Raw genomic sequence first — 12,018 nt, forward strand, 5'->3', positions numbered from 1 at the left:
TTCACCCCACTCTTGGCGGCGGCTTGTATTATCTCTGACATCACTTGATTGCTCCAATTGCGATCACTGCCATGGCGCTGCTGGAGTGCCGTCGGGGTCGATCCCGTAGGGCCACCATGCTTTCAGTAGCTGGCTGCTGATCAAGTGGGCATGTCCAGCGTCGGCGACTTGCCCAGCCAATGCGTACGCTCCTGGAGCGTTTCCAGCGCTTTTACGAATGGACACCAGGCGCGCCACAGCATCGGGGGTGCCAGCGTCAGCAGCCTGCCATGCCAGCTCTTCGGCCCCCTTAGAGTCTCCCGCTTCTTCCCGCCAGCCTCCCAGAACGTTCATGGCGGACGGGTCCCCTGCATCGGCACCCTGCTGAAATAGTGATTCAGCCCTTTTCTGTCCCCGCTCAATTCGCCACTGCAGGGCTTCAAAACCCAGCCAAGTCAGCGCATTTGGATTTCCGGCAGAGGCCTCTCGGGCCAGGGTTTCGGCTCCTTCGTGATCCCCTGCCTTCTCTCGCCGGACGGCCAGGAGTGTCAGGGCATTCCAATTGCCAGCGTCGGCAGCTTGCCGAGCCAGGTTTTCGGCTCGTTCGCAGTCTCCCGCCCTCTCTCGCCGAATGGACAATTCCTCCAGATATGTCGAATCAAGCGCAGCAGCTTGCCGGGCTAGTTTCTCGGCTTCCTCCGGATGGCCGGCCTCCTCATATCGGCGAGCCAGCATCAGGAGGGCCCGTGGGTCTCCAGCATCAGCCGCTCGCTGCGCTAGCGCCTCAGCCGTAGCACGGTCTCCCACCTCCTCGCGCCATTCAGCCAGAATCCTAATTCCCTCGATATCGCCAGCATCGGCGGCTTGCTGAGCCGCAGATTCGGCCCCTTCGAAATCACCTGCTGCCCTACGCCACTCAGCCAAAAGCACTAGAGCCTGAGGTTTCCCTGCATCAGCGAATTTCTGGACAAGGGCTTCGGACCCCTCATGATCCCCTGCCGCCCTACACCACTCGGCCAGGGTCCTCCAGGCAGAAGGGTGACCTGCGTCAACGGCTCGCCGGACTAGGGATTCAGCCCCGTCTTGGTCTCCCGCCTCCCTGCGGCGCTCGGCCAGCATGCTGAACACATTTACGTTGCCTGCATCGAACGCCTGCTGCAGCAGCTGTTCACCTTCTTGATGATCACCAGCATTCATCAGCCGGATAGCCAGATCGGTAAGGGCCTGCGGAGCACCTGTTTCAGCCGCTTGCCTTAGGACTGACTCAGCCTCCTCATGCCTTCCGGCTCCGTCTAGCCACACAACCAGGCTCTGGTGATCCGTTGGATCGCCGAGGCGGATGGCACGTCGCATTAGGCGATGTTCCCACTGAATGCGGTATCGCTGATGGGCCTCATACGCAACCCGCTTCAATTCGGCAGGATTCGTGAGGTTAGTGTGCGCCGACTGCCAGAAAGAGGCGGGTGGACACGTACGACGTCGGGCCTTCCGTCCATATTGTTCGAGATAATCCGCCAGACGGAAAACTGGTTCAAGATCGGAACCCGGCCCTTCCTCGCGGAGCAGTGCGCCAGACAGGCGGCTCATAACACGACGCAGTGGAGCCTGTTTCCCGTGCACTTGCTTGGTCAGTTCAGCAAACGCTGATTCCACCCAGTCCTCGGCGAGGTTGCCGTGATCAACATCGTTTAGGTAGTCATTTGTGGCGTCCACGAGAAACGATTGAGGCAGGTGGAGGCCGAATCCGAGCCTACGCGCGTCCATCGCGGCCTGCAGCAGTGCCCGAGCCGCAGGGGAGCCACTTTCGTAGCATCGAAGCAGCTGAGGAGCACCTGCCAGATCTTGAGTTACTCGCCCATGACTGTCGACTCGCGTTAGAGCGTCTGCCAGCAACTGGTCTCCAGCCCCCGCTAGTTGAGCGGCGGTGGCCAATTCCTCTGCGTTGAAGCATTCTGGGACGCTTATGGTGCGTCCAGCCAGGAGTTCTCGGACCCGGCTGTGCGCGTCGTCTCGCTGGCCAGCTGCGGGCAGGGAGGTGTACTGGCGCTCGTATTCAGGCCAAAGTGTGCCCAAGACTAGAACTGGGCCGCGTGCGGGGGTAGTGAGCAGCGCATGGATAGCGGCGGCGATCTGCTCACCTAGGGCGGGATCGCCAAGGTAGTGCTGGGCCTCGTTCAGCCACACGACAGTCTTCGGTCCCACCTGCGCAAGCGCATCATGCGCAGCTTCCACCCGCGTAGGATCGAACGGATGCCACAGCCGCCATTCCTTCGCCGCCAGTGGCTGCACAGCCTCCCAACATGCTCGCGTCTTGCCTGTCGAGGACTCACCGACAAGCACCAGCATCGTGCTGTGCCCATCCATAGCCGCGCTGACCGTATCTTCTAACATCCGGTCGTGGGCCCGAGGGATGTAGCTGGAGAGCACGGGTACTTGGTGGCGGTCGGTTCCAGGCCCTGCCGGATGTACCTCCAGGTCATGCGCATTCCAGTCTCGAATGGACTTGCCCAGCACATCGGCTATCTCTTGAGCCACGCTCGTTTCCCCGGCAGCTGTTCGGCGCAGGCGCAACAGCTCGACGTCTGACAGATCCAGCGCTCGGGCGAGAGCTGCGATGGTTTCAGCTGTCGGCACAGGTGCGTTCGTGTTAAACGCTTGCTGAACCGTAGTGCGGCTCAGCCTTGCGCGGGCTCCAAGCTGCGTCTTTGTCAGGCGAGCGAGTGCTAACCCATCTTCCAGCTGCCTGCGCATCTCAGTGAGCGCCTCGTCGCGCTCTCGACTTCGGCCCCTCACCTGCGCCGCCCTTTCGCCCTGCATGTTCAACGATGTTCATCATCCACCGCCTGAACCACGGCGAACACCTCTTTCGCGACCTTCGGACACGTCAACGCCCCTCTGCCTTCTTGGAGCTGCTGTCATGTCCCGCCTTCTCATCCTGCTGATCGCTGTCGCGCTGATCCTGATCCTTGCCTTGCTAACTGCCGCTGGCGCGGGCAAACTCGCCCGCCTTGACGGCGCCTCATACCCCGCTGCTCTGACCCGAGCCGCCGTCGCCTTCGCCAGCACACTGACACTCGCGGCCGCAATCACTGCGGCGCTGTCCACCGTCCTGTGAAAACTCGCGCGTGACTAGTTGTCATCATCTGTCAGCGTTGGCACGCCTCGCCTCGCATGGATTGCAGACGGCCCCGTACCGACACGCCCCCCAGCTCCCATCCCGTCCGCCGTCGACCCACACGGATGTGGAGCGGGCGTGGCCCCTGGTGTCCAGGTGGAGCGCGCCACTGTACGAACGACCTGGACACCAGGGGCCACGTCTGCTCGGCTTCGCCTGGGTCGACGGTGGACGGGATGGGAGCTCCCCGCAACCACTCCCTGATCCGCACCCGGCAGCGCTCCCCCGGCTCCCGGTGCCGGCCGATCCCCCGCCGGAGGCACCGTCTTTGACCGCCAGCCGAGCAGCGTGATCGTCCGCTTCACCACCCTGGCGCCGACCACATGGGCGGGCGTAGGCGTAGCGCCCGTAGCGCGGGCCGAAGGCATGAGCGCGAAGGGCGGCGGAGCCGGGAGCCCGTCCGGCGGAGCGGAGCGCAGCCGGTCTTGAACCCGTAGAGAAAGTTGTAACTCAGTCGGACGTGTGGGGCTTGAAGTCGTATGCGCATGCTGGAAGTTCGGCCCTCTGGCGGTGTGCGAGCGGCAGGAAGAGCACGGGTCTGATTGTCCAGGTGATGCGGGTGTCGGCTTGGGTCACTGACACGGTGCAGGGCTCGAAGCGCAGGAGGGCTCGTCTGGTCCTGATGCGGCCGAAGTACAGCCAGTGCCATGCCTTGTCGGAGGCGTCCGGGTCCAGGGCTGGTGTGATGGTGCGGAGTGCTATCGCGACCCATCTGTCTGCCTGGGGGACGGTGTAGGCGTCGAAGGAGGCTCGGAGGGTCGGCTGTCCCGTGGTGTCGGTGAGGTCTTCAGTCGAGCACTCGCACCAGAAGCCGGGCAGGGGCTTGTCCATCAGCACGGGTGACCTCCTGAGGAGCAGTCCGAGAAGAGCTCCGCGGTGATGGTGTGGCCGCCGTCGGTCTCGTGGACCACGACCCGGTGAGCGATCGCGCTGACCATGCCCAGACCCCGGCGGATACCGCAAGCGCCAGGTGGAAGCTGCCGGAATCCCGGCCGCTGGTTCGCGCTCAGCTCGCTCACGATCAGTTCGGCGTCCTCCGCCAATGGTGAGCCGCGCAGGATGTCGCGGGTCCAGCGGCGGGCCCGGCTGACCTCTTCCGGAAATCCTGGGCAAGTGAGCCCCCAGACCCGGGCTGTACACGTATACTCGTGCATACAAGTTCCTTCGTGCTGGTAGGCCGCCATGTGCAGCGGGTTCGGACTAGACGAGTTTCACGCCATCGTGAGCGCGGATGGCCGGCGGAGACGCCGCGTCGAGTGCGTCCAGGACGCGGATCGCGTACGCCTCGTCGGCAAGGTCGGACACTTCTTCACGGGTGACCCAGCGCAGGGCACGGGTCTCGTCGCCGGTGGTCGGCGTGCCGTCGGCGGCCTGGCAACGGAAGACCAGCGAGACGATCAGGCCCGTCATGTTCTTGTAGACGCCGGTCAGGGTCGCCGGGAGGGCGATCTTGATGCCGGTTTCTTCGAGGACTTCGCGTTGGAGGGCCTCGGGGATGGTTTCCTCGCGTTCGAGGACGCCGCCCGGGGGTTCCCACTTGCCGTTGTCGCGGCGCTGGATCAGGAGGGCGCGGTTGTGGGCGTCGACGATCACTCCGGCGACGCTCACGGAGTGCGGACGGTCCATGCTCACGTTCCTCGACCCTCTCGGCTGGCTAGGCTCTCCACCGTAGCAACAAGACTCGCCCACACGTCTAGATACCTAAAGGAGTACGCGCGTGAGCCCTTCTCTTCCTTCCGGCCTCCTCGGCGACCTCGACCCCACGAGTGATCGTGCGGTCTTCCGGCAGATCGCCGACCAGCTGCGCGAGGCCATCGACCGCGGGCGATTTCACGAGGGCGACAAGCTGCCCTCGGAAGCCGACCTTGTCGAGCATTACGGGGTATCCCGTATGACGGTTCGAAACTCCTTCTCCATCCTTCAGGGGGAAGGGCTCGTTCATGCCGAGCACGGCAAGGGCGTCTTCGTGCGGCCCCGGCCACCCGTGCGACGCCTGGCCTCGGACCGGTTCGCACGGCGGCACCGGGAGCAGGGCAAGTCCGCCTTCATCGTCGAGGCCGACGCCGCCGGCAGTCACCCGCAGGTCGACTCGCTGGAGGTCAAGGAGGAGAAGGCCAGTCCGGACGTCTCCGCCCGGCTCGGGTCCGTGCGGCGGGTGCTGGCCCGGCGGCGGCGGTATCTGCTGGACGGGCGGCCGGTCGAGTTCGCCACCTCCTACCTGCCGCTCGACATCGCCCGCGGTACGCAGATCGCCGAACCCAACCCCGGGCCCGGCGGCATCTACGCCCGTCTCGAAGAACTGGGCCACCGCCTCGACCACTTCGAGGAGGAGATCCGGGCCCGAATGCCCTCGCCCGCCGAGGTGAAGACGCTGCGGCTGGCCTCCGGCGTGCCGGTCATTCACCTCATCCGGACCGCCTTCGATGCCGAGGGGCGGGCCGTCGAGGTCTGCGACACGGTCATGGCGGCTGACGCGTACGTACTGTCGTACCAGCTCCCGGCGACCTGATCGCATGGGCGGCGGCGCAGTACTAGGCGGTCGGATCGTCCTCAACTTCGGGCTCTGGCGTGAACCAGTGGCCGATGCTGGTCCACGTGAAGCCCTCCCGCCAGGCGCGCTCGTCGGCCACCCAGTCGAGGAGTGCTTGCAGGACCTTGTCCTGCGACACCGTCTGCGTCTGGTAGTGCTCCGCGGGAACGCCGTCGCGGTACTCCAGTTGGTACGTGTTGTTGTCGCGGAACCAGACCTGGACGTACCAGTGGCCCGCGCGGTTCTCGTCCTGCCGCTCAAGGATCATGTGGTCGCCGCTTTGCAGGTTGGCGAGCATCGTGCCTATCGCCGGCTTCGAGGGGCGCTTCAGCACGTGGCCCCGACTGTTGGTCGCAATCAGCATGGGCAGAGCATGCCGCAAGGGTCTGACACCGGCCTGGTGCACGGGGCGTTTCCCGAACTCGTACACCCCAACAGGCATACTCGTATAGACGAGTGGGCAAGTTGTGAGGCATAGTGGTCCACGCGTTCCCGGGAGCGGGTTCGCAGGGCGCTACATGTATAGACGAGTAGATAGGGGAAGTTCCTTGCGTACCATCCGCGTTGAGACCTCGGCCGCGACGATCCTGCTGACCGAGGCTCCCGAGCCCAAGGTCCGCGACCGGCAGACCGGCGAGATCGCCAAGGACGCTGTCAGCGGTGAGGCGCTGATGACGATCGGCGTCGTCCACATCGAGGACGGCGAGTCCTCGCTGATCAAGGTCACGGTTCCGGAGAGCGGTGTCTCCGAGGGGCTGGCGCTGGGTGCGCCGGTCTCGCTGCCGGGACTGGTCGCCCGGCCGTGGGAAAGCGTCTTCAACGGGCAGCAGCGGCACGGCATCGCCTTCCGCGCCGCCGCCGTCACCCCGGCCGCCTTCCCGGCGGCTTCGACGGAGGCAGCCGCCTGATGTCCGACCTGACGACAATCCTGGAGGTGGGTGGTCCCCTCGCCGCGCTCGGCGGCGGGGCCGCCTACACCCGGGCCAAGCACCCGGGCGTGTACTGGTCCACCGTCGGCCTCCCGATATCCACCGCCAAGCTCCTCGGCTCGTACAGCTCGGTCATGGAGGCCTGCGGGCTGACCGTGGCGCCGTCCCGGCTGCGGGTCCTGGCGGTCAAGGCGACCACGAACCGTGAGATACGGCCCGTGCCGCCGCGCCGGGGCCTGATCCGGCCCACCTCGACCGGGCTGCGGATACGGCTCCGGCTCGCACAGGGGCAGGAACCCGCCGACGTAGCCGCCTCGGCCGAACGGCTGCGGCACGCCTGGGGCGTTCACGCCGTGTACGTCACCACCCGAGGACGCCATGCCGTTCGTGCGCGACTACCGCACCATTCCGCACCAACTCACCCTCGGCGCCACGCTGTCCGGCAAGTCCATGTACCTGCGCCACCTCATCACCGGTCTGGCTCCGCAGTCGGTCGCCCTGGTCGGCATTGATTGCAAGCGGGGCGTGGAGCTGGCGCCGTTCGCGGCCCGGCTCTCGGCGCTTGCCACCGACCCCGAGCAGGCCGCCGAGCTGCTGCCCGTGCTCGTCAAGGAAATGGAGGACCGATACGACCTGATCAAGACCCGGCAGGGCATCGCACCGGACACCCCCGACGAGGAGATCACCTCCGACATCTGGGGCCTGCCCGAGCACCAACGCCCCACTCCGATCGTGCTGTTCGTCGACGAGGTCGCCGAACTCTTCCTCGTCGCCACGAAGAAGGACGAGGAACGACGGGACGAGATGGTCACCCAGCTCATCCGCCTCGCCCAGCTCGGCCGCGCCGCCGGCATCTACCTGGAGGTGTGCGGGCAGCGCTTCGGCGCCGAACTCGGCAAGGGCGCCACCATGCTCCGAGCCCAACTCACCGGCCGAGTCTGCCACCGCGTCAACGACGAAGCCTCCGCCAAGATGGCGCTGGGCGACATTGCCCCGGAAGCAGTCATGGCGGCCTGCGCCATCGCCCCCGAGCGGCCCGGCCTCGCCGTGGCTGGCGATACATCCGGGGGCTGGTCCCGCATCCGCACCCCCTACCTCTCCCTCGGCGACGCCGCCGAGATCTGCCGACAGTCCGCGCACCTGGTCCCCGACCTGCCCGCGCTGAAGCCCTTCCGGCCCGACGCGCCCGTACGACCGGTCGAGGCCCCGGCCCCGGTCGTCAAGCCACGCCCGGTGACCGACTGACCTCCCACCCAACCCCGGCCAGCGTGACCGCCTCACGCCACGTCCCTACCCCCGCCATGCCCGAATCCCGGAAGGAGGCGCATCATGCGCGCCCTGCTGGCCCGCGTCGACGCGGTACTCGTCCAGGCGCTCATCGCCGCCGCGCTGTCCTTCGCCCACCTGCACGACATCGCTGCGGCGGCCGGACAGGACGGATGGAAAGCGTGGGCCTACCCCATCAGCGTCGACCTGCTGCTCGTCGCCGCCTGGCGCCGACTGCGCTCCGGGGGCGGCAAAGCGTCCTCCTGGTGCTGGTTCGTCATCGCCCTGACCGCGTCCCTCGGCGCCAACGTCGCCACCGCCGGACTGCTCGACATGACCCACGTGCCGGCCTGGCTTCGCATCCTCGTCGCGGGCTGGCCCGCCGTCGCCTTCCTCGGCGGAACGCTCCTTGCCCACTCCGTCCCAACAGCGGAACCGGACAACGACACCGAGCCTGACGTCGACGTCATCGAGGACCAAGAACCCGCCCCCGAACCACTCGCCCGCCCCGCCATCGAGGCACCCGAGCGTCCAGCCATCTCGGTCCCGGCCGCCTTGGTCGAGCACGCGCGCAAAGTCGCCGCCGAGCACCACACCCGTACCGGCAACCCGATCGACACCCCAACCCTTTGCGCTCGCCTCGGCGTCCCGGCCCCCATGGCTGAAGCCATCGCCGCACAACTCGCCTGAACAGGAGGACTGACCATGCCCGCCAATCGCCGCTTCCGGGACGTCGCCCGCATCGGCCCCGTCCAGGTCGCCACCGCCTACGACGGCCGGGGCCGCGAGAAGCACACCGCCGCCTGCACCGCTCCGCGCTGCGGCTTCTCTGCCGACTACGACAGCCGCGCCGCCGCCGAACTTGCTGCCCGCACCCACCGCTGCCCCGTCCGCTGAAAGGACCCGGAAGACCGTGACCGTCAGCCTGCCGCTCGTCTTCGTCCTCGGCTTCTTCGCCTGGGGAGCGGTCAAGTTCCTCGGCGTCCGCACCTGGGTCGTCGTCCTGATCGCCCTCTTCGGCTTCTGGCTCTCCACCCCGCCGCCCGTGCATACCCACGCCCCGACCGAACCGGCGTCCGTACAGCGCTCCCTGCCGTCGGTCTCGATCGACAAGAACACGGTCGCGGTCGTGCTCGTCGGCGGAGTCGTCCTGACCGCGCTGCTGGCCGCCGTCGCCGTCACGGCCATCTCCGTCGCAGTGGCCGCCGCCGTCCTGCGCTCCATGCTCCGCGACCACAACCGGCGCTGACCCCGCGCCCACTGGCCGCCGGGGCGGCGGCACACGACCAAGCATCTCGCCGCCCCGGGGCCTGTTCCTCCCGACCGAGCCAGCCAGAAGGAGAACCGCCATCTTCACCCGCACCACTCCGGCCCCCCTTCCGGAAGTCGCGAACCTGGCCGCACAGGGCACGCTCCCGGGTATCCTCCGCCAGCTCTCCACCCTCGGCGGCTGCACCCACCCCATCCGCCTCGACGGCCACCGCACCGAGTACGACGTCGACACCACCACCGGCGAGATCGGCACCGTCCTCCACCACCTCGACTCGACCGACCTTCCCGCCGGCCAACTCCTCGTCCGCTGCAACAACCGCCGCACTACCCGCTGTCCGGCGTGCGCGGAGCTCTACCGCCGCGACACCTTCCACCTGATCACCTCCGGGCTGCGCGGCGGCAAGGGCATCCCAGAACACGTCGCGGCCCACCCCCGAGTGTTCGCCACCTTCACCGCTCCGAGCTTCGGTCCAGTCCACAACCGCCCCTCCAGCGGCCGTACCTGCCGGTGCGGCGTCCACCACGACCAGGAGGACGACGCCCTCGGCACCCCGCTCAACCCGGACACCTACGACTATGAAGCGGCCGTGCTCTGGAACGCCCACGCCGGAGCCCTGTGGCGGCGCTTCTCGACCTACCTGCGCCGGGAAGTCGCCAAGCGCGCGGGCCTGTCCCAGCGCCGGTTCCGCGACCACGCCCGCGTCTCCTTCGCCAAGGTCGCCGAGTACCAAAAGCGCGGCGCCGTCCATTTCCACGCCGTCATCCGCATCGACGGACCGACTGGCGGAGACACCCCGCCTCCACCCTGGGCCACCGCCAACCTGCTCACCGATGCCATCCGCGCCGCCACACGCAAAGTCCGCGTGGACGGCCCCACCGTCGACCGCCGCACCCACACCTTCAACTTCGGCCGTCAGCTCGACGTCCGTACCATCCGCTCCGCTGACTTCAACGACGGTCAGGAGCTGACCGAGCGGGCCGTAGCGGCGTACATCGCCAAGTACGCCACCAAGGGCGCCGAGACAGCCACGGGAGCTCTCGACCGCCCCCTGAAGTTCGCGGCTGAACTCGCCCAACTCGACATCAGCGACCACGCCCGCCGCCTGATCCGAACCGCCTGGGACCTCGGAGCACGCAAGAGCCTCGAACACCCCCGCCTGCGCGCCTGGGCCCACATGCTCGGCTTCCGCGGCCACTTCTCCACCAAGTCCCGCCGCTACTCCACCACCCTCGGCACCCTCCGCGACGCCCGCGCCGAATGGCGCCGCGCCCAAGTAGCTGCCGCACAACCCGAACGCGCCACCGACACCACGTACGTCCTCGCGCACTGGGTCTTCGCCGGAACCGGCCTGTCCTCCGCCGAAGCCTGGCTCGCCGCATCCCTCGAACCCGCCCTCGGAACAGAAGGAGAGCCCACCGCATGACCACGGCCGCGCCCGAACTGCTCACCGTTCCGGAGGTCATGACGCGGCTCAAGGTCGGTCGCACGAAGGTCTACGACCTCATCCGTACCCGGCGCCTGGTCTCCATCAAGGTCGACGGCTGCCGCCGCATCCCCGATGACGCCGTACGTGCCTTCATCCGGGGTCAGATGGGAGAGGCGGCCTGATGTCGAAGCGTCGTAGCCGTGGTGACGGCGGCCTGCACTGGGACGAGAAGAGACAGCGTTGGATCGCCACGGCGAATCTCGGTTTTGATCCCAGCGGCAAACGGATCGTGAAACGGGGGAGTGGCAAGACCAAGACGGAGGCGAAAAACAAGCTGAAGGAGGTGTTGCGGGACCACGAGGACGGCCTTGCCATCGCCCCGACCAACTACACGGTCAAGGACGCGGTGACGGACTGGCTCGCCTACGGCCTGGCCGGCCTCGACCCCAGCACCGTCGAGACCACAACGCTCCTGAGCGAGAAGCACGTCATTCCGTCGCTCGGCGCACGCAAGCTCCGCGACCTCAGTGCGGAGGACGTGGACCGCTGGCTTGCCATCAAGGCCAGGACGCTCAGCACGCGCACTCTCCAGTCCCTCCACTCCTACCTGAACCGTGCGGTCAAGCGGGCCATGGCGCGGGACAAGGTGAAGCGCAACGTCGTCGAACTGTGCTCCGTGCCTCAGGGCCAGGCGGGGCGTCCCTCCAAGGCGCTCACCTTCGCCCAGGCTGAGGCGGTGCTCAAGGGGGCCGAAGGAACCTCGATGCACGCGTACATCGTCGTCGCGCTGCTGACAGGTGCTCGCACCGAGGAACTGCGCGCCCTCACCTGGGACCACGTCTTCCTGAAGGGCCGTCCCGAAATGGACCCGCCGCAGCCTCCCCACATCGCCGTGTGGCGTTCGGTTCGACGCAGCGGGGACACCAAGACTCGGAAGTCTCGGCGCACGCTCGCCCTGCCGGCGCGCTGCGCCGAGGCTCTCTGGCAGCAATTCGAAGATCAGGGCTGGGATCGGCTCGCCGCTGACGAGGCGTGGGAGGAACACGGGCTCGTCTTCTCCTCCGCCGTCGGCAAGCCGCTCAACGCTGCCAACGTCCGCCGCGCCTTCCGCCAGGCGCTCAAGGGCATCGACGGGATGAACGCCGACGAGTGGACTCCGCGGGAGCTCCGGCACAGCTTCGTGTCTCTGCTATCCGACCGTGGCGTCCCGCTGGAGGAGATCTCCCGGCTCGTCGGGCACTCTGGTACGGCGGTCACCGAGGAGGTCTACCGCAAGCAGATCCGGCCCGTGATCCAGACCGGCGCCGTCGTCATGGACGGCATCTTCGGAGCGGATCCGCGGAAGCCGTAGGCACTCAGGAATCGCCGTAGGCACTCAGGAATCGATAGTCACGCAGATAGACACGCAGCAACGCCAGAGGGCCCTTACCGACTCGGTAA

Annotated in this window: 13 protein-coding genes and 2 pseudogenes; 10 read left to right on the top strand and 5 right to left on the bottom strand. The window is 67.2% G+C overall.

All coding sequences use genetic code 11. The annotated features are described in order from the left end of the window. Window positions 1–63: 63 nt before the first annotated feature. Window positions 64–2,796 carry an XRE family transcriptional regulator gene (locus tag IH68_RS53825; RefSeq protein ID WP_234341694.1) on the bottom strand — a complete coding sequence of 911 codons (2,733 nt, stop codon included), beginning with the start codon at window positions 2,794–2,796 and terminating at the stop codon, window positions 64–66. 100 nt (window positions 2,797–2,896) lie between these two features. Here IH68_RS53825 and IH68_RS0133080 point away from each other — a divergent pair, with 100 nt between their 5' ends. Then, window positions 2,897–3,094, top strand: coding sequence for a hypothetical protein (locus IH68_RS0133080; protein ID WP_030942351.1), 198 nt, complete (start codon window positions 2,897–2,899; stop codon window positions 3,092–3,094). 510 nt (window positions 3,095–3,604) lie between these two features. Here IH68_RS0133080 and IH68_RS0133085 read toward each other — a convergent pair. From IH68_RS0133085 to IH68_RS0133095, 3 genes and pseudogenes are all read right to left on the bottom strand, one after another. Then, window positions 3,605–3,985: a hypothetical protein gene (locus IH68_RS0133085; protein WP_030942353.1), complete on the bottom strand. Its 381-nt coding sequence runs from the start codon at window positions 3,983–3,985 to the stop codon at window positions 3,605–3,607. Further along, a pseudogene (locus IH68_RS50400) lies at window positions 3,985–4,308 on the bottom strand (ATP-binding protein). Before IH68_RS50400 ends, IH68_RS0133085 begins: the two are co-directional and overlap by 1 nt. A 46-nt stretch (window positions 4,309–4,354) precedes the next feature. After that, complete coding sequence (locus IH68_RS0133095) at window positions 4,355–4,762, bottom strand: NUDIX hydrolase (RefSeq protein WP_037885683.1); 408 nt, start codon at window positions 4,760–4,762, stop codon at window positions 4,355–4,357. 109 nt (window positions 4,763–4,871) lie between these two features. Here IH68_RS0133095 and IH68_RS0133100 point away from each other — a divergent pair, with 109 nt between their 5' ends. Continuing rightward, window positions 4,872–5,663 carry a GntR family transcriptional regulator gene (locus IH68_RS0133100; RefSeq protein WP_030942356.1) on the top strand — a complete coding sequence of 264 codons (792 nt, stop codon included), beginning with the start codon at window positions 4,872–4,874 and terminating at the stop codon, window positions 5,661–5,663. Between the two features lie 22 nt (window positions 5,664–5,685). Here the strand turns inward: IH68_RS0133100 and IH68_RS0133105 are convergent, their stop codons facing one another. Further along, the gene (locus tag IH68_RS0133105; protein WP_234341688.1) at window positions 5,686–6,048 is read right to left on the bottom strand and encodes a hypothetical protein; all 363 of its coding nucleotides are present in this window, start codon (window positions 6,046–6,048) and stop codon (window positions 5,686–5,688) included. A gap of 184 nt (window positions 6,049–6,232) precedes the next feature. Here IH68_RS0133105 and IH68_RS0133110 point away from each other — a divergent pair, with 184 nt between their 5' ends. The 8 genes and pseudogenes from IH68_RS0133110 (at window position 6,233) to IH68_RS0133150 (ending at window position 11,929) form a co-directional block, all read left to right on the top strand. Further along, complete coding sequence (locus IH68_RS0133110) at window positions 6,233–6,592, top strand: hypothetical protein (RefSeq protein WP_030942359.1); 360 nt, start codon at window positions 6,233–6,235, stop codon at window positions 6,590–6,592. Further along, window positions 6,592–7,858 (top strand): annotated as a pseudogene (locus IH68_RS50405) (FtsK/SpoIIIE domain-containing protein). The gene IH68_RS0133110 and the pseudogene IH68_RS50405 overlap by 1 nt, the downstream one beginning before the upstream one ends. Window positions 7,859–7,942: 84 nt before the next feature. Next, a complete protein-coding gene (locus IH68_RS0133120; RefSeq protein WP_030942361.1) occupies window positions 7,943–8,569 on the top strand; it encodes a DUF2637 domain-containing protein in 627 nt (208 codons plus the stop codon). 15 nt (window positions 8,570–8,584) lie between these two features. After that, entirely contained in the window at window positions 8,585–8,776 is a 192-nt protein-coding gene (locus IH68_RS0133125; protein ID WP_030942362.1) for a mobile element transfer protein, read from the top strand. Between the two features lie 109 nt (window positions 8,777–8,885). Continuing rightward, complete coding sequence (locus IH68_RS0133135; RefSeq protein ID WP_234341695.1) at window positions 8,886–9,128, top strand: SpdD protein; 243 nt, start codon at window positions 8,886–8,888, stop codon at window positions 9,126–9,128. Window positions 9,129–9,273: 145 nt separating this feature from the next. Continuing rightward, window positions 9,274–10,575 (top strand): replication initiator, encoded by a 1,302-nt coding sequence (locus tag IH68_RS0133140; protein WP_030942364.1) that lies wholly within the window; start codon window positions 9,274–9,276, stop codon window positions 10,573–10,575. Further along, window positions 10,572–10,760: a helix-turn-helix domain-containing protein gene (locus tag IH68_RS0133145; RefSeq protein ID WP_030942365.1), complete on the top strand. Its 189-nt coding sequence runs from the start codon at window positions 10,572–10,574 to the stop codon at window positions 10,758–10,760. Before IH68_RS0133140 ends, IH68_RS0133145 begins: the two co-directional genes overlap by 4 nt. Then, entirely contained in the window at window positions 10,760–11,929 is a 1,170-nt protein-coding gene (locus IH68_RS0133150) for a site-specific integrase (protein WP_030942366.1), read from the top strand. Before IH68_RS0133145 ends, IH68_RS0133150 begins: the two co-directional genes overlap by 1 nt. The last annotated feature ends 89 nt before the right edge of the window (window positions 11,930–12,018 follow it).

Source organism: Streptomyces sp. NRRL S-646, from assembly GCF_000720765.1.
Taxonomy (GTDB): domain Bacteria; phylum Actinomycetota; class Actinomycetes; order Streptomycetales; family Streptomycetaceae; genus Streptomyces.

Bases quoted from the DNA above. Each gene is read 5' to 3' on its own strand.
- IH68_RS53825 (WP_234341694.1), bottom strand. From the start codon at position 2,796: ATGCAGGGCGAAAGGGCGGCGCAGGTGAGGGGCCGAAGTCGAGAGCGC.
- IH68_RS0133080 (WP_030942351.1), top strand. From the start codon at position 2,897: ATGTCCCGCCTTCTCATCCTGCTGATCGCTGTCGCGCTGATCCTGATC.
- IH68_RS0133085 (WP_030942353.1), bottom strand. From the start codon at position 3,985: ATGGACAAGCCCCTGCCCGGCTTCTGGTGCGAGTGCTCGACTGAAGAC.
- IH68_RS0133105 (WP_234341688.1), bottom strand. From the start codon at position 6,048: ATGCTGATTGCGACCAACAGTCGGGGCCACGTGCTGAAGCGCCCCTCG.
- IH68_RS0133120 (WP_030942361.1), top strand. From the start codon at position 7,943: ATGCGCGCCCTGCTGGCCCGCGTCGACGCGGTACTCGTCCAGGCGCTC.
- IH68_RS0133125 (WP_030942362.1), top strand. From the start codon at position 8,585: ATGCCCGCCAATCGCCGCTTCCGGGACGTCGCCCGCATCGGCCCCGTC.
- IH68_RS0133145 (WP_030942365.1), top strand. From the start codon at position 10,572: ATGACCACGGCCGCGCCCGAACTGCTCACCGTTCCGGAGGTCATGACG.
- IH68_RS0133150 (WP_030942366.1), top strand. From the start codon at position 10,760: ATGTCGAAGCGTCGTAGCCGTGGTGACGGCGGCCTGCACTGGGACGAG.